Source organism: Acidiphilium sp. 20-67-58 (assembly GCF_002255515.1).
In the GTDB taxonomy this organism is placed as follows: domain Bacteria; phylum Pseudomonadota; class Alphaproteobacteria; order Acetobacterales; family Acetobacteraceae; genus Acidiphilium.
Genome location: NZ_NCAS01000016.1, coordinates 1 through 17,888 on the forward strand (window position 1 = coordinate 1; position 17,888 = coordinate 17,888).

The following is a 17,888-nucleotide window of genomic DNA, read 5'->3' on the forward strand; positions in this document are numbered from 1 at the left end:
ATAATCTGCTCGTCCGAAAACCTGCTCCGCTTCATTCGTCCGTCTCCTCGAGAAACGGACTCTACCCAAAAATGGCGCCAATTCAGGGGTGCACGTCACAACATCTCAACTAACGTGTATTTATTTGAGTGATCTCGCCCAGAAATCCAGAAATGACCGACCAAATCGATACCGGCTTTTGCTAAAGCTTTTCGAGCTAAAGTTGTTTTCCCGGAGCCGGAGGGGCCACTTAATGTCACATGTTTGCCTTGAGTTCTAAGGGAGCCTACTAAATCAGTAAAATCTCTTGGTGGGACGAAAGTCAATACTGGTACATCCGCCTCATTAAAGACTTCGCTCAGTTGATAAGTTCGTTTTGCGATGCTTTCAGACATTTTTGCCTCCATAATATTTCTTGAAGAAGATAATCCGGAAAATATAAAATGCAACACACTGGTCGAGGAACAAAATGGATAATAGGTCGCATTGAGTGGCGACTAGATACCGTCTTTGGTGTTTAAATTAGGTTCATTTCAGTTCCGAACGGTATTTTTTCTGCGGATAGAGTCACGAAAAATTGAAAGCCTGCTTGCAAGCGGGAGGGCGGTATGAGCGTTGATGTCGTCAGCAGACCAGTTCGCCATCTCTGATACATTGGCGGAGAGACAAAACTAACAAAAATCCTTGCCCACCCCCACCCCCTCATGGGACTTTTGCTCCTGTGACCACCCCAACCCCCACATCCCCCGGTCTTTTGCTCCTCCCCCGCTTCGACGCCTTCATCGAAGCGCTCTGCGCCCATATCGCCGGGGAGGGGCTGCGCCACCGTGTCGCCGGGCCGCTCATCGTTCTCATCTGGCAGCGAATCCGCCGCCTCGCCGCCCGCTTCGCCCGCCTCGCCGTCGCCCCGCCGCACACACCCCGCACCCGCCAGCGCCCGCACCGCGCCGGCCCGCCACACACCCTCCCGCACTCCTTCGGCTGGCTCTCCCGCCTCATCCCCGGAACCGCCTCCGTCGCCGCCCAGTTCCGCGCCCTGCTCGACACCCCGGAAATGACGGCCCTCATCGCCGCCAACCCCGCAATCGGCCGCACCCTCCGCCCCCTCTGCCACACCATCGGCTTCCGCCCGCCGCCCTCCCTCCGCCGCCCGCGCACCAAACGCCCGCGGCCCAAACCGCAAGCATCGCAAACCACGGCCCAACCCGCCCAGCCGCCGCCCGCGCCCCGGCCAAACCCCCCACCACGATACGAGATCCCGCCCGCCAACGCGCCCTGGCCCCGCGCCCCCGGCGCCGCCCGCTTCAACCCCCCGCGCCGGAAACTCAGCGCCAAATTTAGCGCGTAACCCGCCAGCGCCTCATCGCGCCTAATTTGTTACGATTACAAAACGATCAGCCGGCCCGGCCAAACATCCGCTCCAGATCGCCCTGCGTCAGCCGCAACACCGTCGGCCGCCCATGCGGGCAGGTCTGGGCGAGGGGGGTGGTCTCCATCGCCCGCAACAGCGCCTCCATCTCCGCAAAAGCGAGCCGCCGCCCCGCCCGCACCGACCGATGACACGCCATCCGGATCAGCACCGCATCCAGCCGCACCTCCAGCGCAATCGCCGTCCCGCTCTCCGCCAGCGTATCCGCGACATCCCGCACCAGCCCCGCCGGATCGGCCCGCATCAGCGCCGCCGGCACCGCCCGCACCAGCACCGCCCCCGGCCCGAACGCCTCGATCTCCAGCCCCAGCCCCGCCAGCCGCCCGGCCGCCCCGAGCAGCCGCGCAATATCCTCCGCCCCCAGCTCGACCACCGCTGGCGCCAGCAGCGCCTGCGCCGGAATCACCCCCGAATCCCGCTCCGCCCGCAGCCGGATCTCCGTCAGCCGCTCATGCGCCGCATGCTGGTCCACCAGAACCAGCGTCCCATCCCCGCTCTGCGCCAGAATATACGTGTCGAACACCTGCGCGATCGGCGTCCCCAGCGGATACTCCGGCCGCACCTCCGGCAAAACCTCCGGCACAACCCGCCCCGGCGGCAAATCCAGCCCCCGCAGCTCCGCCTCCGCAAACCCCCGCGCCGCCCGCGGCATCGGCGCAGTCGCCCAGCCCGCCCGCGGCAACGCAACCGAAGGCGCCACCGCCAGCTCCGCCGGAATCGCCAGCGCCCGCTGCACCGCCCCGATCATCAGCGACCGCACCGCCTCCGGCGCCGCGAACCGCAACTCCGCCTTCGCCGGATGCACATTCACATCCAGCATCTCCGGCGGGATCTCCAGCCACAAGGCCGCCAGCGGATGCCGCCCCGCCGGAATCCGCTCCCGATACGCCAGCCGCAGCGCCATCCGCAAAAGCGGGTCCCGCACCGGCCGCCCGTTCACCACCATGTGCTGGTGTCGCCCCGTCGCCCGGGTCAGGCTCGCCGGCGAAATGAACCCCCGCAGCACCACCTCTTCCCGAACCGCCTCGATCTCCAGCAGCTTCTCCGCATCCCCCCGCCCGTAAATTGCCGCGACCCGCCCCCGCCGGTCCTGTGGCGGCAGGTCGAAACTCGTCGCCCCGTCGATCGTCAGCGAAAACCCCACCCCCGGTGCCGCCAGCGCCAGGTGCCGCACCGCATCGGCGCAGGCCGCCGCTTCCGAACCGGCACTCCGCAGAAATTTCCGCCGCGCCGGTGTCGCATGGAACAGATCCTCGACGATCACGCTCGTCCCCACCGGCCCGGCCACCGGCTCGACCTCCCGAACCGCCCCGCCATCGACCACGATCCGGGCCGCCGAATCCTGCCCCGCCGGGCGTGACGTCACGCTCAGCCGCCCTGCCGCCCCGATCGAGGGCAGCGCCTCGCCCCGAAACCCCAGCGTGGCAATCCGGACCAGCGCCTCGTCCGTCAGCTTTGAGGTGGCATGCCGCTCGATCGCCAGAGGCAGTTCCGCCTCCGGAATCCCGTGCCCGTCATCGGTCACCTCGATCCGCCCGATCCCCCCGCCCTCGATCGTCACCCCGATCCGCCGGGCCCCGGCATCCAGCGCATTCTCCACCAGTTCCTTGACCGCGGCGGCGGGCCGTTCGATCACCTCGCCGGCGGCGATACGGTTGATCGTGGTCGGGTCTAGGCGGCGGATCGGCATGACCCCATCTTACAGGCACTCAACCCCGATCTTCAATTCGCCACGGCACCCCACACATGACCAGCCTCGCTGCCCACCTGCTCAATCCGGTCCTACGGTTCGAGGTCAAGCGAAAGCTGGCCAGGGCCCATGATTCCAAAACTCTCCAACGGGCGTTCCGCTCGCCCATGCCCACGCCGCGAGGGGCACGATATACGCCCTCGATCATCGGCGGCGTCCCCGGCGAATGGGTCGAACCCGCCTTCGGCGCCCCGCCGGCGATGACCGTGCTTTATCTGCATGGCGGCGGCTATGTCGTCTGCTCCGCCGAATCCCACCGCCCGATCACCGGCGGCCTCGCCTCAAGGGGCCTGCGGGTCTTCGCCGCCGATTACCGGCTCGCCCCGGCGCATCCGTTTCCCGCCGCGGTCGACGATGCCGAGGCCGCCTGGGCCGGCCTGATCGACCAGGGGCACGACCCCGCCGCCCTCGCCATCGCCGGCGACAGCGCCGGCGGCGGCCTCGCCCTGGCGCTGGCGCTGCGGCTCCGTGAGGCGGGGATGCCGATGCCGACACGGCTGCTGCTGTTCTCGCCCTGGACCGACCTTGCGGCGACCGGCGCCAGCATCGTCGAGAACGCCCGGCGCGATCCGATGATCAAGGCCAGCCGGCTGGCCGATGGCGCCCGGCCCTATCTCGCCGGGGCGGACCCGCGCAATCCGCTGGCCTCGCCGCTCTATGCCGATCTCGCCGGCCTGCCGCCGATGCTCACCCATGTCGGCGCGCGCGAGGTGCTGCGTGATGATTCCGTTCGCCTGCACGAAAAGGCGCTGGCCGCCGGCGTCGCCAGCCTGCTCCGGGTCTGGCCGGTGGTGCCGCATGTCTGGCCGATATTCCAGGCGATCCTGCCTGAGGGCCGCGCCACCCTCGATGAGAGCGCCGCCTTCATCCGTGGTGCCGCAGCCTCGCCCGGCGCCACTCGTTGATCGTGAAATAGATAAGGGCGGTCAGTGGCAGTGCTGCGCCGACAAGGGCGACGAGGTGCCAGCCGCCGCGAATGAGCAGCGTGCTGGCCACGGCCGAGCCGGCGGCGCCGCCGAGGAAGAAGGCCGTCATGTAGGCGCCGTTGAGCCGGGCCCGAAGCTCGGGGGCGAGGGCGTAGATCGCGCGCTGGCCGAACAAATTATTGGCCTGCACGCCGAAATCGAGCAGCACGCCGGCGCCGGCGAGAAGGACGACGCTGTGGATGGAAGCGCCATAGCCCGAGATCAGGAACGACAGGGCGATCAGCCCGAGAGCCGTCGCCGTGCCGGGGCGGCCATATCCGGCATCGGCCAGCCGCCCGGCGATCGGTGCTGCGGCGGCGCCGGCGGCGCCGACCAGGGCGAAGATGGCGACACCGAGCTGCGTGTAGTGGAATTCATGCAGCAGCAGCAGCGGTGCCGCCGTCCAGTACAGGGTGAAGGCGGCGAAGGCGCAGGTCTGATAGGCGGCACGGCGGCGCAGCGTCGGCTCGGTGCGGTAGAGGCCGAGCATCGAGACGATCAGCTCGCCATAGTGATGATCGAGCTTCGGCGTCACGCGCGGCAGTTTCAGCCGCAGCAGGACCGTGAGAGCCGCGATCCCGGCGGCCGACAGCCCGAACACCGCCCGCCAGCCGGCGAGCCAGGCGACGAAACTTGCCATCGGCCGGGCGAGCAGGATGCCGAGCAGCAGGCCGGCCATCACATTGCCCACCACCCGGCCGCGGATCGCATCCGGGGTGAGGGAGGCGATCATTGGCACCATGATCTGCACCGCTGCCGAGCTGACGCCGATCAGCAGCGAGGCGGCGAGAAAGCTCGCGCCGTTCCAGGCGAAGGCGGCAAGGGCGAGGGCGAGGGCGGAGGCGCCGACCATCCGCGCGATCAGCTTGCGGTTTTCCAGCAGGTCGCCCAGCGGCACCAGCAGCAGCAGGCCGGCGGCGTAGCCGAGCTGCGTCAGCGTCACCAGCAGGCTCGCGACCGCGGGCGGCAGGCCGATATCCGGCGCGATCGTGCCGACCAGCGGCTGCACGTAATAAATGTTGGCCACCACCACGCCGGTGGCGACGGCAAAGAGCGTGGTCAGGGCGACGGAGGGCGCGGCGCGGCCGGGTTGGGCCGCGGCCGGTGGGGCCGTGATGCTGTTCGACATGGCAGCGATATGTCCCGCGCGGAGGCGACTTCAAGCGGCGGGGCGGACGAACCGCACCCTTGCCGGTGGAAAACGGCTCAGAACAGGTCGAGGACCCGGCCGAGCAAGCCTTTCGATGCGCCGGCGGGTGCGGCTGCCGGGGTCGCACCCTTCGTCGCCGGTTCGCCGAGGGCGGCGTTTTCCTGCAGCCGCTTCTGTTCGGACTGCGCGTTGACCACCTGGTTGCCGCCCTGGGTCTTGCCGCCGAAGGACATCAGCGAATCCACGAAGCCGGTGCCGCGGCTTTCCTGTTCGGCCTGACGGTTGATGGTCGCGCGGATATGGGCGGGCGGAGTGGGGCCAGCCTGTTGCAGCAGCGCCTGTTGCGCCGGGCCGAGGCTGGTGCTGCCCGGTTGCAAGGTGGATTGCGGGGCGAGGAGGCTCTGCGCCTCGCCAGCGGCGGAGACCTGCTGCGGCCGCGGCGCGCCGGGAACCGGCGGCGGCAGGGTTTGCAGATCCGGCGGCACGCTCAGCGGCGCCTCGGTGCCGACCGCGAACGCGTCCGGCGGGGTGAGTTCGAGCCCGAACGTCTTGGCGGGATGGCTGCAGCCGGCCAGCAGCAGCGGGCCGAGCAGCAGGAACGGAAGGGTCGCGCGCGATGAACGGGTCATGGCGTTTCCTTATCCTCGCGCGCCGGAGGCGGCAAGTGACCGGCGCGGTCGTGGCTGAACAGGCTTTCGAGGATCAGCGCGGCGATGCCGCCATCGATCGCGGCATCGGCGAGGTTGAACACGTACCAATGCAGGGTGCCGACATGGACATCGACGAAATCGACCACGGCGCCATAGCCGATTCGCGAGATGACATTGCCCGCGGCGCCGCCGATGATGGCGCCGAGGCCGAGGGTCGAGAGCAGTGAGGGGCTGCGCCAGAGCCAGACCGAGAGCCCGGCGATGGCCATTGTCGCGACGGCGATCAGCAGCAGCCGCGCATCGTCGCCGGCCAGGATGCCGAAGGTGACGCCGTGGTTCCAGACCATGGTGAAGTTGAGCATCGGCAGGATCGCGACGCTGCCGCGCCGCGGCAGGTCGAGCCCGTAGAGCACCCACGCCTTCGAGGCCTGGTCGATGGCCAGCACGACCAGCGCCATCAGCGCGCCGAATGCGCGGCGGCTTGCGTTACCCTGGGCGGGCGCGCCGGGATTTGCCGTACCCGTCATTCGACATACGAGCAGCAGCGGCGGCACAGGCCGGGATGCGCAGGGTTGCTTCCAACCTCGGGCAGCACTTTCCAGCAGCGCTCGCATTTCTCCCCGGCGGCGATCTCGACCACCGGCTCGGCGCGCAGCGGCGCGCTGGCCCCGGCACCTTCGGGTGCTGCGGCGATGTCGGTTGCCGCCGCCGAGGTGATCATGATCTCCGCCCAGTCCGCATCGCGCAGGGCTTCCGGCGCATCGACCGCGAAGGTGAGGACGATCTTCGCCTGCAGCGAGGCGGCGATGTCGCCGTTGCGGCGGGCCTCCTCGATCCGGGCATTGGCGATGCGGCGCACCGCGCGGATCTCGGTCCAGGCCTCGTCCAGCGCATCGTCGCGCCAGGCGGCGGGAAGTTCGGGGAACTGCGCGAGATGCACGCAGGCCGCCTCGCCATGGCGGGCGCGCCAGGCCTCGTCGGCGGTGAAGGGCAGGACGGGGGCGAGCCATGTCGCGAGGCAGCGGAACAGGATGTCGAGCACGGTGCGGCAGGCGCGCCGCGTCTCGCTCTGGGAAACGAGCCCGCCCTCGGCATCGAGCCGGACGTCGCAATAGAGCGCGTCCTTGCGGATGTCGAAATAGAAGGCAGATAGGTCGTTGTTGCAGAACTGGTGGATCGCCGGATAGACGCCGGTCCAGTCATGCGTCTCGACGGCGCGGCGCAGCATCGTATCGAGCCGGGAGAGGCGGTGCAGCACGTAGCGTTCGAGGGCCGGCATGTCGGCGGCCGGCATCGCCTCGGCCTCGGTAAAGCCGTCGAGCCCGCCAAGCACCCAGCGCAGCGTGTTGCGGATGCGGCGGTAGAGATCGGCCTGCTGCTTGAGGATGTCCTTGCCGATGCGCAGGTCGTTGTGGATGTCCGAATTCATCACCCACAGGCGCAGGATGTCGGCGCCATACTGGTCGATCACCTGCTGCGGCGCGGTGACGTTGCCGAGCGATTTCGACATCTTGCGGCCTTGCTCGTCGAGCACGAAGCCGTCGGTGACGATCGCCTTGAACGGCGCGGTGCCGCGGGTGCCGACCGCTTCCAGCAGCGAGGCCTGGAACCAGCCGCGATGCTGGTCGGAGCCTTCGAGATAGAGATCCGCCGGCCAGGGCATGCCGCGCGCCTCCAGCACGAAGGCGTGGGTCGAGCCGCTCTCGAACCAGACATCGACGATGTCGAAGACCTGCTCGAAATCGGCGGGGTTGTGGTCCGGCCCGAGGAAGTCGGCGGCGGGGCGGGCATACCAGGCATCGGCGCCCTCGGCCTCGAACAGGGCGCGGGTGCGGGCGAAGACCGCCGGATCGGCCAGGATCGACTTGTCGTCCCGGCGCACGAAAATCGCGATCGGCACGCCCCAGGCGCGCTGGCGGGAGATGCACCAGTCCGGCCGCGCCTCCACCATCGAGCGGATGCGGTTGCGGCCCTGGTCGGGCACGAAGGCGGTGCGGTCGAGCGCCTCCAGCGCGCGGGCGCGGATCGCCTCCTCGCCATCCATCCGGATGAACCAGTTGGGCCGGGCGAGATAGATCAGCGGCGCCTTGGACCGCCAGGAATGCGGATAGGAGTGGAGGAACTCCTCGCGCCGCAGCAGGCCGCCAGCTTCAGTGAGCGCGGCGCAGACCGGGTCGGCGGCCTTGTAGACATGCAGGCCGGCGAAGAGCGGCACGTCGGCGGCGTAGGTGCCGTCGTCGTTCACGGTCTCCGGCACCTCGATGCCATGGGCGCGGCAGAGGAAGAAATCGTCCTCGCCATGCGCGGGCGCCATGTGGACGAAGCCGGTGCCGGCCTCGGTGGTGACGAAATCGCCGAGCAGGAGCGGGACATCGTAGTCATAGCCCTGGCCGCGCAGCGGATGGGCGCAGACGAGGGCGCCGAGATCCTTGCCGCGCAGCGTCTGCTCGACCTCATGCGCGGTGATGCCGGTTTCGGCGGCGAAGGCATCGAGCAGTTCGGCGGCGACGACGAGGCGCTCGCCCTCGCGGGCGAGGCTGTGCTCGGTGGTGTCAGCGATGCGGATCACGACATACTCGAACTCCGGCCCGGCGGCGAGGGCGCGGTTGCCGGGGATGGTCCAGGGTGTCGTCGTCCAGATCACGATCGCCGCCCCCTCGAGATCGCCGCCGATCACCGGGAAGCGGACCCAGATCGCGGTGTCCCGCCGGTCCTGATACTCGACCTCGGCCTCGGCCAAGGCAGTCTTCTCGACCGGGCTCCACATCACCGGCCGCAGCCCGCGATAGAGCGCGCCGGAGGCGGCGAATTTGTGGATTTCCGCCGCAATGGCCGCTTCGGAGGCGAAATCCATCGTGGCGTAGCGGTTCGCCCAGTCGCCCTCGACGCCGAGGCGCTTGAACTCCTCGGCCTGCACGTCGAGCCAGTGCTGGGCATAGTCGCGGCATTCGCGGCGGAATTCGAGAACCGGAACCTCGTCCTTGTTGCGGCCCGCCTTGCGGTAGCCTTCCTCGACCTTCCACTCGATCGGCAGGCCATGACAGTCCCAGCCGGGGACGTAATTGGCGTCGAACCCGGCCATCTGGCGGGCGCGGTTGATCAGGTCCTTGTGGATCTTGTTCAGCGCGTGGCCGATATGCAAATTGCCGTTCGCATAGGGCGGGCCGTCATGCAGGATGAAGGGCGGCCGGCCGGCGGCATCGGCGCGCAGCCGGGCGAACAGGCCCGTCGCCGCCCAGCGCGCCAGCGCCTCTGGCTCGCGCTTCGGCAGGTCTCCGCGCATCGGAAAGCCGGTTCGCGGCAGGAAGACGGTGGCGCGGTAGTCACGCGGGCTGGACGGCTGGTCGTTCATCGAAAAGGCTCCGGCGGAGGAAAGGACAGTCGTGCAATCCCGGCCCTAGATCAGGACCGGGCGGCGAATTCGCGGGATGAGGCAGGCGGCGCGCCGTGCGGATGTCATGGCGAGAGGTTATGCGAGCCGCCACCCCGAACGGTCAAGCGCGGAATGTTGAACGGAATTTTGCTCTCATCCGCATCCGGATGGTGGTTGCGGGGCGAATTGAGGGCATATCTCTGGTCCCGCAACGCAAATCCGAGCCGCCATGCAGAACGCTGCCCCGCAAGCCGAAATCCCGGTTCGCCCGAAACGCCAGCCCCGCGTCTTCGGCGCGCCATGGCGCACGCCGGCCGGTCGGTTTTCCTGGCTGAAGGCGATTGCCCTCGCGCTCTGCATCGCCCCGGCGGGCTACATGCTGTGGGAGCGGCAGGCGGGACAGCTCGGCGGCCGGCCGACTCATGAGCTGATGCTGCAGACCGGATTCTGGGCGATCCGCTTCCTGCTGCTCGGCCTCGCCATCACCCCGGCGCGGGCGGTGTTTGACTGGATGCGGGTGGCGATGCTGCGGCGGATGCTGGGCCTCGCCGCGGCTGCGTATACGTTCGCGCATGTCGTTCTGTATGCGGCGGATGAGGGATACGCCATTGGATTCGTCTTGAATCAGATGTTTACGGTGTTCTACCTCATCCTCGGCACGATCGCGACGATCGGGCTGCTGGCGCTGGCCGCGACCTCCACCGATGCGGCGATGGCGCGGCTGGGGCGGCGGTGGAAGGTGCTGCACCGGCTGGTCTATCCGATTGCGGCACTTTCGATCTGGCATTTCTTCCTGACCCAGAAGATCGACGTCGCCGCGGCGATGGTGCCCTTCGGCCTGTTTGCCTGGCTGATGCTGTGGCGTCTCGCGCCGCCAGAGTTCCGGCGCTCGCTGGCCGGGATCCTCGTCCTCGCCCTCGGCGCCGTGGCGCTCACTGCCGGTGGCGAGGCGGGATGGTATGCGCTGAATTCCGGGATCGATCCGTGGCGGGTGCTCGATGCCAATCTCTCTACCGCGCGGATCAGCCCGGCGGCCTTCGTCGCGGCCGATCTGGCGCTGCTGGCGCTGCTGGTCGCCGCGCGGCGGCTGCAGCGACACGCCGCTTCGGGCTAGAGCATCATCCGATCGGATGGACACATCTGGTCGGATAAAGATGCTCTGTTTATCAATATGATAGAGCATCATCCGATCGGATGGACACATCTGGTCGGACAAAGATGCTCTGTTTATCAATATGATAGAGCATCATCCGATCCATCAGGATCGGCACGTACCCTGAACCGTCACATCGGCGCCATACCCGACTCGGCCGGGCCCTGCTAGCAAGGGACCATGGCACGCCCTGCGCCCCGTTCGCTCGCGCGATTCTTGTCGATCGCCCCAATCATTGCTGCCGGCCTGGCACTGGCCGGGACGGTGCTGGCGCTGGGCGGCGCGGTGCTGCTGCCCGGCCCTCTGGCGGTCGCGCTGCCGGCGCTTGGTCCGGCAGGCGGGCTGGCGCTGGCGATCGATCCGGGCCGGGCGGCGCTGCTCGCCGCCGTGCTGGTGGGCGGATCTGCCGCGCTGCTGGCCGCGCCGGGCCTGGGCGTTTCCGCCATATTGCTGCTCGCCGGCCTCGTCGTCATTCTCGCGAACAATCTCTACACGCTTGTTTTTGCGGCATTGATCGTGGGGTTTCTGGGCTTTCGCGACCGTGCGGCGCCGGCGGCGCTCGCCGTGCTGCCGGCCACGCTGCTGGCGCTGGCCGCGGCAACCGGGCTGCCAGGCATCATGCTCGCGGCCGGGGCGGTGTTGTGTCCCGCCGGATATCTGCTCGCCGCGCTGGGGGGCGATCTGCGCCGGTTTGCCCAGGGGATGGCAATCGGGCTTGCCGGGCTGGCGCTGGTCGCGTCCGGGCTTGGCGATGCGACGGCGATGCGGCTCGCGCTCGAGACCGAAGCGCTGGCGGCGCCGGTGCTGGCGCTCGCGGCATCACGGATCGAGGACGCGACGGGTTCGCGCGCGCCGGATTGGCTGGGCGGGCTGGCGCGCGGCATGCCGGGCTTCGCGCTCTGCTTCGGCGGGGCGGTGTTCTGGGCGAGCCTGCTGCCGCCGGGGCCGGGTTTCGTCGCGTTTCAGGGCGCGTTCGCGGCGGCGCTGCGGGCGGGCTGGCCGGGTGATCTCGTCGCCATCGCCCTTGCTGGCGGCTTCGCGCTGGCCGGGTTCGCGGCGGCGGGGCTTTTCGCGCTGGTCTGCCTCGGCCGGCCGCGCAGCCTGCGCGCCGCTGCCGCCGAGGATCTGCCGCGCCGTGATCTCGTCGCGCTCGGCCTGCCGGTGGCCGCCGCCGCCGGGCTCGCCCTTGTCACCGCGCCGGTTCTGTTGCTGGTCCCGCTCGTGCTGCTGCTGGGATTGTGGCGCTGGAGCCTGCGCGCCGGGCCGGTCGAGGCGCCGCCCTTCGAGGACGGGTTTGCCCGCCCGCCCGCCTGGCTGCCCTTCGGCGATCCGGTGACGCAGATCAACGCGACGGGATTTGCCGCGCCCCTGCGCGGCCCGGCGACCTGGCTCGCCCGGCGGATCGGCGGGACGCGTATCGCAGGGTGGTGGTCGTGATCCTCGCCGCGCTTGCTGGCCGGACGATGGCCACCTTGCTGTCCGTGGCGCTGCTCGGCGCGGCGGCGCTGCTGCTCGAATGCGTTCGTGCCCGGCTGGCCGGCGCGGTGGCGGGGGAGGCCGGCATGCCGTTCGCGCAGCCGGTGCGGGATCTGCGCCGCCTCCTGCGCAAGCGCCGCATCCGCCCGGCCTTCGCCTCGCCGCTGCATGGCATCTGGCCGTTGGCCGCGCTGACGGTGACGATCACGCTGCTTGCCATCATGCCCGGTTTCGCGGCGGGGCAGCTCACCGCCGGGCTTGCCGGCCCGGCGCTGTTCGTCGGGCTGCTCGCGCTGGGGCGGGCGATACGGGTGAGCGGGTCTCGCGGCGCTCGGTGTGCTGCTGGCCTGGCCCGACGCAGCACCGGTGCCCGGCGATTATGCCGGACCCGACCGTGCGGTGTTTCAGGCCGAAGCCATGCTGCGCCGCGCCGCCGGGCTGGCGCTGCTGGTGGCGCTCATCGCCCCTTCCGGCCTCGCGCGGGCCACCGCGCCGCTGGGCTGGCCGGTGGGCATCGCGGTCTATGCCGCGAAATTCGCCATCGCGGCGGCGGCGCTCGGGGCGGTGCGGCTGGTGCTGCCGGGCGGCGCGCCGCGAACCGGCGTGATCCTCACGCTCGCCGCACTCGCCCTCGCACTGCTGGGCGGGGTGACGGCGGCGCGGCTCGGCATCGTCGCCGGGGTGCTCGGCATGGGCGGTGGCCTCGCGCTGCTCTGGCGGCGCTGGCCGGCGGCGGAGGCGCTCGCGTTGTTGCAGGGCGGAGCGGCGATGGTCGGGTTCGGGCTCGGCGATGTCCGCGGCGGGGCGACGATCCTCGCGGGGGTGGCGCTCGGCCGCATCGCCGTCGCCCTGGCGGGCGAGGGCGGGCTGCGGCGCTGGGCGATCGCGGCGCTGGCCGGGATGCCGCCCTTCGGCGTGTTCGCCGGCGATTTCCGCATCGCCAGCGCGGCCGCGACGGTCTCGCCGCTGCTGGCTTGCACGCTCGTCGCGCTGCTCGGGATCGGAGCCGCGCGCGGGCTGACGCTGCCGGCGGCGGGCGGCGCCGGCGAGAGGCCGGGGCGCGGGCCGGCCGTGTTGCTGCTGCTCGTCCTGATGGTGCTGCTCGGCGCGGCGCCGGTGGCGGGGCTGCGATGAGCGACGCGGAAATCGCGGCACTGCTCGCGGCAGCGCCGGTCGAGCCCTGCGGCGGCGCGGCGCTGCATCTGCTCGCGCCGGCGGACTGGCTGCGTCTCGCCGAGCTGGTGGACCCGGCGGATTTCGCCGGGCTGTTCGTCGCCGATGGCCGTGCCCATGCGCTGTTCTTTCGTGCGGCGCCGCTGCTGGTGGCGGTGGCGCTGGACAATGGCGCGTATCCCGCGCTTTCGCCGGCGATCCCCGAGGCTGGCTGGTATGAGCGGCGGGCGGCCGAAACCCATGGCGCGACCGCGACGGGTGCGACCGACACCCGGCCGGCCATCCGCCACGGCGAGGGCGACGCCGCCTGGCCGCGTTTCGACGCGCCGGCCGATGAGGGGGCGTTTCAGGTCGGGCAGGGGCCGGTCGCCGGGTTGATCGCCCGGCCGGTGCATCGCCGGTTCACCATCGCGGCGGGGCGGATTGCCCGGCTCGAACATCGCCACGGCTATGCCCACCGCGACATCGCGGCGCTGCTGCATGGCAAGTCGCCGCGCGCGGCGGCGCGTTTCGCGGCGCGGCTGGCCGGCGATGCGGTGGTGGCGCATGCGCTTGCCTTCGCCCGTGCCGCCGAGGCGGCGGGCGGGTGCGATATTCCGCCCCGCGCCGCGGCGCTGCGGGCGGCGATGCTGGATATCGAGCGGGTGACGGCGCATCTGCTGGCGCTGGCGGCAGCGCTCGAGGCGGCGGGCCGGCCCGGGCTTGCGACCCGCCTGGGCCGCGTGCGGGACGATATCGCCGCTGCCGTGGCGGTGCTGTTCGGCCACCGGTTGATGATGGACGCGGTGACGCCCGGCGGGCTGGAGGTGGATGCCCGGCCGGAGGCGCTGCCGGCGCTCGCCGCCGCCCTGGCTGCGGCCGCGCCGTCGGTGCGGCTGGTGGGTGGATTTCGCGTCCGCCGGGCGCTGGGGCCGGCAGCGGCGCTGGCGCGCGACCGGGCGCGGGCGGTGCTGGCGCGCGTGAGCGCGATCGTGCCCGCGATCGAGGCGGCGCCGCCGGGCGAGATCGTGGCAGCACTGCCGCCGGTGAGCGCCGCCGGGCTCGGCTCGGCCGCCTCGTCGCGCGGGATGGTGCATCACTGGGTGAAGCTGCATGACGGGCAGATCGCGGCGGCGGCGCTGATCGACCCGGCGCCGCGCCTCGCGAGCCGCCTGGAGGAGGCGGCTGTCGGGCTGGATATCGAGGGCTTCGCCGTGCTGGAGGCATGCTACGCGGTGCCGACGGGGGCGATCGATGGATGACATCGATGGATGATAATGATGGATGACATGGACGATCCGGTCCGGGTGCTGGGTGCCCGGCTTGCGGCCACCGGCCAGGCGCTGCTCGGCCGGAGCCTGGCGGTGCGGCATGTCGATGCCGGCAGTTGCGGCGGCTGCGAGATCGAGATCGGCGCCTGCCGGCGGTTGCGCGGCGGCATGGCCGCGCAGGGCATCGTCCTGGTGGACGACATCCGCGCCGCCGATCTCCTGCTTGTGACCGGGGTGGCGACGCGCACCCTCGCCGAGGCGCTGCGCAAGAGCCTTGCCGGGATGGCGCCGCCGCGCTTCGTCGTCGCGGCCGGCGACTGCGCGCTGGATGGCGGCGTGTTCAAGGGCGCGCCGCCGGTTCTGGGCGGGGTGCAGGCGGTGATCCCGGTTGATCTGCTGATCGCCGGCTGTCCGCCCTCGCCACGGCAGATCCTTGCGGGGCTGACGGCGTTGCTGGAGGCGAATGCGCGCGAGGCACGGGCGAGGCGCACCGAGCCGCATGCCTGATTTCAGTCATGAGCGCGCCCTGGGCGGCGTGGTGGCGGGGGTCGACGAGGTCGGGCGCGGCCCGCTGGCCGGGCCGGTCGTGGCTGCCGCCGCCGTGCTGCCGCCCGACCTGCCGGCGGCGATCGCGGCAATGGTCGATGATTCGAAGCGTCTCTCGGCAGCACGGCGGGAGGCGGCGCTGACGGCACTGCTCGGTGCCGGCGCCGAGATCGCGGTGGCGGCTTCATCCGTTGCCGAGATCGAGGCGCTGAATATCCTGCGGGCCAGCCTGCTGGCGATGCGCCGGGCGGTGGCGCGGCTGTGGACCCGGCCCGACTGCGTGCTGGTCGATGGCAAGATCGCGCCGGAACTGCCGATGCCCTGCCGGTGCGTGGTGGGGGGGGATTCCCAGTCGCTGTCGATCGCGGCGGCGTCGATCGCGGCGAAGGTGGTGCGCGACCGGGCGATGGAGAGGCTGGCGCGGCGCCATCCCGGCTATGGCTGGGAGCGCAACGCCGGATACGGCACGGCGAGCCACCGTGCGGCGATTATCACCCTCGGGATCACCGCGCATCACCGGCGCGGCTTTGGCCCGTTGCTCAGAGAGCCCGGCGCCTGACATCTGGGGTCTGAAACGCTGCCACGCGGCCCTGTTCCGCGCGGCGCGAGCCAGACCCTGTCAGGGATCGGCCGGTCAGGCGTAGCGGCGTTCGGGGTGGCGCAGATGCCACAGCCGCTCATGCGCCGCGACGAGGCTTTCGATGCTCTTCCTGCGGTTGGCGTCGGGATGGATGGACCGGCGGGTGAGCAGGCGTTCGAGTATGCCGAGAAGATCTTCCGCAATCTCGTAATCGTCCTGGTCGCAGGCGTGGTGGAATGCGATCAGGATTTTATCCGAGAGACGGCGGCTGTAGCGGGTGGTCGACCGCTCGGCCTTGCCGGTGTCTTCGACGGCGGGGTTCTGGTGGTCGTTGTCGGTCAGGGACATGATCGAATTCCTGTTATTTCTGAGACCATATTACCAAATAGTAATCGAAATACCATACTTTTTAATGAACGAATTTCATTCGAATTAAAATTTCATATTACGAGTTCCTGAGCAACTTTATTCTTGAGATGAATTGGATCATATTTTAGACACATCGTACATCAAATACGTTTCCATTTCGTTAAAAGCGGCACAAATGAACGGCTTCGACGCCCGATCCGACGGCTGACTCTACGCGCCGCCACAGCTGCGGGAAAGCTGCGAGCCGGACAAAAAGCCGCGTCGCGCCCGCGGGCAGGCGGAGTTCGCCATGGCCGGTCGACCAGATCGCCTGATCGCCGGGGGCCTGGGGATGAAAGCCGCGGACCGCGCTGGCGGCGATGTCGAGCGGGCCGGTCTCGGTTCGCAATTCCGCGAGAGCGACGCCGAGCTGCCGCCGGTCGTCGGACGCGGGATCGACACAGCCGGGCACGAAGCGGGACGAGTGCAGGAAGGCCTTCCCGCCATGGCCGGGCGGCAGCGCGATCCATTCGCCGGGCACGAGCGGCATCACCGCGCCGCCGGCCCATAGCGCCGCATCGTCACTTGTCTCGACCATGAAGCCGAGTGCTTGGGCGCGGGCGTGCAGGGTTTCGCGGATCGCGCGCAGGCGGGCGCCGCCGGTGCAGAGCGGCGCGCATGCGTCCCGGTCCCAGTTCAGGCCGCGCACGACACAGGTTTCGGAGGCGGCGAAGCCGGCTCGGTTGCCGGTGTCGAGATAGCTTTCGCAGGGCGCGCCTTCGGCCAGCAGCAGGTCGTGCCGGACGAGTTCGACATGGTGATACGAGATGGCGAGGCAGGCCTCCTCCCGGCAGATGGTCGCGCCGTTGACGAGAAACCGCGCCGGCACCAGCACGCCGTCGAGCAGCAGGGCATGGTCGGGCGACAGGCGCAGGCGGCGCGCCGGCAGGCCGGGGGCGAGCGATCCGGCGGCGAAGCTGATCGGCTGCACCTGCTCCGGCGCGGGATGCGCGGTGAGATCGAGCACGCGCGATCCGGTCCAGATGACGGGCACGACATGCCCTGCGGCGGTAACCACCCGGTCGCCGGCCGCGAGGGTTTCGACCGGACGCAGGCCGTTCGGCGTGAGGATCATCGTGCCACGCGCGTAGCAGGGCGGATTGGTGCTGGTCGTGGCCGTGGCGGTTTCGGTGGCGATGCCGGCGGTCAGGCTGAGCCCGCCCGGCCCCGTGGTGGCGAAGAGCGGCGCGGCATCGGCGCTGATGAAACGTCCCTCGACATGGCCCTGCGCGTCGAGCAGGCTGACCGTGGCGCCGCTTTCGCGGATCGATCCCCCGGCCAGGGAGGGCAGCAGGATGGCATCGTTGCCGGACAGGCCGCCGATGGTCACGTTCGCGCCGAGAAACGGGTCGGCGAGGGTGAGGGTCGCGCGGCCCGGCCCGAATTCGAAGGTCTGGCTGGAGACCGCGTCCGTGACGCGCACCGAGGTGCCGTCGCCGAGCGCGATCGTCCCGCCGCCCGAAAGCGCGCCGCCATCGACCACCAGCGTCCCGCCGGCGAGGTTGACGGCGCCGGCATTGTCGAACGCCGTGCCGCCGACCGACAGCGTGGCGCCGGTGCCGACCGTGATGGTGCCGGCATTGGTGAATTGCGGCGCGGCCGCACCGGGCAGGCCGGTGAGCGCGCCGATGTCGACCACCACATCGGCCGAGGATCCGCCTTCCAGCGTCATCGCCCCCGCCGCCATGATCTCGTCGCACGCGTAGAGATCGACATGGCCGGCAATATCGAGACGGGCGGCGGCGGCGAGGGTGATGGCGCCGCCATTGCCGGTCAGCCCCGCGGTGGCCTGCTGGCCGTCGAGCCGGAGCGTGTTCGCGATCGTGACGCCGGGATCGACCAGGGCCGACGCGCCGTCGATTTCAGCCGTGCCGCCGGCGCCGGGAACCGACGCCCCGCTCCAGTTCCACGCAGCGCTCCAGTCAGCGACGGCGCCGGAGGGCGGCTGGAAAAGATCTGTGGTCAAATTGCCCGTCATCAAATGTCCCCGACGGCCGGGCCGCGCA

At 70.1% G+C, this 17,888-nt stretch carries 16 protein-coding genes; 8 read left to right on the forward strand and 8 right to left on the reverse strand.

Annotated features, from left to right (window positions below; translation table 11 throughout):
* Nucleotides 1-95 precede the first annotated feature (95 nt).
* On the reverse strand, nt 96-374 hold the full coding sequence (locus tag B7Z76_RS07915) for a hypothetical protein (RefSeq protein WP_291343189.1): 279 nt from the start codon (nt 372-374) through the stop codon (nt 96-98).
* Between the two features lie 326 nt (nt 375-700).
* Here B7Z76_RS07915 and B7Z76_RS07920 point away from each other — a divergent pair, with 326 nt between their 5' ends.
* On the forward strand, nt 701-1,327 hold the full coding sequence (locus tag B7Z76_RS07920) for a hypothetical protein (protein WP_291343191.1): 627 nt from the start codon (nt 701-703) through the stop codon (nt 1,325-1,327).
* Nucleotides 1,328-1,373: 46 nt separating this feature from the next.
* Here B7Z76_RS07920 and mutL read toward each other — a convergent pair whose 3' ends face one another.
* The gene (gene mutL / locus B7Z76_RS07925; RefSeq protein WP_291343193.1) at nt 1,374-3,098 is read right to left on the reverse strand and encodes a DNA mismatch repair endonuclease MutL; all 1,725 of its coding nucleotides are present in this window, start codon (nt 3,096-3,098) and stop codon (nt 1,374-1,376) included.
* A 167-nt stretch (nt 3,099-3,265) separates the two neighbouring features.
* Here mutL and B7Z76_RS07930 point away from each other — a divergent pair, with 167 nt between their 5' ends.
* Nucleotides 3,266-4,063: an alpha/beta hydrolase gene (locus tag B7Z76_RS07930; protein WP_291343195.1), complete on the forward strand. Its 798-nt coding sequence runs from the start codon at nt 3,266-3,268 to the stop codon at nt 4,061-4,063.
* Here B7Z76_RS07930 and B7Z76_RS07935 read toward each other — a convergent pair.
* The 4 genes from B7Z76_RS07935 to ileS all read right to left on the reverse strand — a co-directional run bounded on the left by B7Z76_RS07935 (nt 4,023) and on the right by ileS (nt 9,275).
* The gene (locus B7Z76_RS07935; protein WP_291343197.1) at nt 4,023-5,252 is read right to left on the reverse strand and encodes an MFS transporter; all 1,230 of its coding nucleotides are present in this window, start codon (nt 5,250-5,252) and stop codon (nt 4,023-4,025) included. The genes B7Z76_RS07930 and B7Z76_RS07935 overlap by 41 nt on opposite strands.
* Before the next feature lie 77 nt (nt 5,253-5,329).
* A complete protein-coding gene (locus B7Z76_RS07940; protein WP_291343199.1) occupies nt 5,330-5,902 on the reverse strand; it encodes a DUF3035 domain-containing protein in 573 nt (190 codons plus the stop codon).
* Nucleotides 5,899-6,450, reverse strand: a complete 552-nt coding sequence (gene lspA / locus B7Z76_RS07945) for a signal peptidase II (RefSeq protein ID WP_174504585.1) — start codon at nt 6,448-6,450, stop codon at nt 5,899-5,901. Before lspA ends, B7Z76_RS07940 begins: the two co-directional genes overlap by 4 nt.
* Nucleotides 6,447-9,275 carry an isoleucine--tRNA ligase gene (gene ileS / locus B7Z76_RS07950; RefSeq protein ID WP_291343201.1) on the reverse strand — a complete coding sequence of 943 codons (2,829 nt, stop codon included), beginning with the start codon at nt 9,273-9,275 and terminating at the stop codon, nt 6,447-6,449. The genes lspA and ileS overlap by 4 nt, the downstream gene beginning before the upstream one ends.
* A 250-nt stretch (nt 9,276-9,525) precedes the next feature.
* On the opposite strand from ileS, the gene B7Z76_RS07955 reads away from it, so the two are divergent.
* The 6 genes from B7Z76_RS07955 (at nt 9,526) to B7Z76_RS07980 (ending at nt 15,453) form a co-directional block, all read left to right on the forward strand.
* The gene (locus B7Z76_RS07955) at nt 9,526-10,410 is read left to right on the forward strand and encodes a sulfite oxidase heme-binding subunit YedZ (RefSeq protein ID WP_174504587.1); all 885 of its coding nucleotides are present in this window, start codon (nt 9,526-9,528) and stop codon (nt 10,408-10,410) included.
* A 255-nt stretch (nt 10,411-10,665) separates the two neighbouring features.
* On the forward strand, nt 10,666-11,886 hold the full coding sequence (locus B7Z76_RS07960) for a hypothetical protein (RefSeq protein WP_291343203.1): 1,221 nt from the start codon (nt 10,666-10,668) through the stop codon (nt 11,884-11,886).
* A gap of 375 nt (nt 11,887-12,261) precedes the next feature.
* Complete coding sequence (locus B7Z76_RS07965) at nt 12,262-13,059, forward strand: hypothetical protein (protein WP_291343205.1); 798 nt, start codon at nt 12,262-12,264, stop codon at nt 13,057-13,059.
* Nucleotides 13,056-14,339 carry a Ni Fe-hydrogenase III large subunit gene (locus B7Z76_RS07970; protein ID WP_291343206.1) on the forward strand — a complete coding sequence of 428 codons (1,284 nt, stop codon included), beginning with the start codon at nt 13,056-13,058 and terminating at the stop codon, nt 14,337-14,339. The genes B7Z76_RS07965 and B7Z76_RS07970 overlap by 4 nt, the downstream gene beginning before the upstream one ends.
* Before the next feature lie 27 nt (nt 14,340-14,366).
* Nucleotides 14,367-14,855, forward strand: a complete 489-nt coding sequence (locus tag B7Z76_RS07975) for an NADH-quinone oxidoreductase subunit B family protein (RefSeq protein WP_236656477.1) — start codon at nt 14,367-14,369, stop codon at nt 14,853-14,855.
* A complete protein-coding gene (locus B7Z76_RS07980; RefSeq protein WP_291343209.1) occupies nt 14,848-15,453 on the forward strand; it encodes a ribonuclease HII in 606 nt (201 codons plus the stop codon). Before B7Z76_RS07975 ends, B7Z76_RS07980 begins: the two co-directional genes overlap by 8 nt.
* Nucleotides 15,454-15,528: 75 nt before the next feature.
* On the opposite strand, the gene B7Z76_RS07985 is transcribed toward B7Z76_RS07980, so the two are convergent.
* Entirely contained in the window at nt 15,529-15,822 is a 294-nt protein-coding gene (locus B7Z76_RS07985; protein ID WP_174504593.1) for a hypothetical protein, read from the reverse strand.
* Between the two features lie 181 nt (nt 15,823-16,003).
* On the reverse strand, nt 16,004-17,848 hold the full coding sequence (locus B7Z76_RS07990) for a Hint domain-containing protein (RefSeq protein WP_291343211.1): 1,845 nt from the start codon (nt 17,846-17,848) through the stop codon (nt 16,004-16,006).
* Nucleotides 17,849-17,888 lie beyond the last annotated feature (40 nt).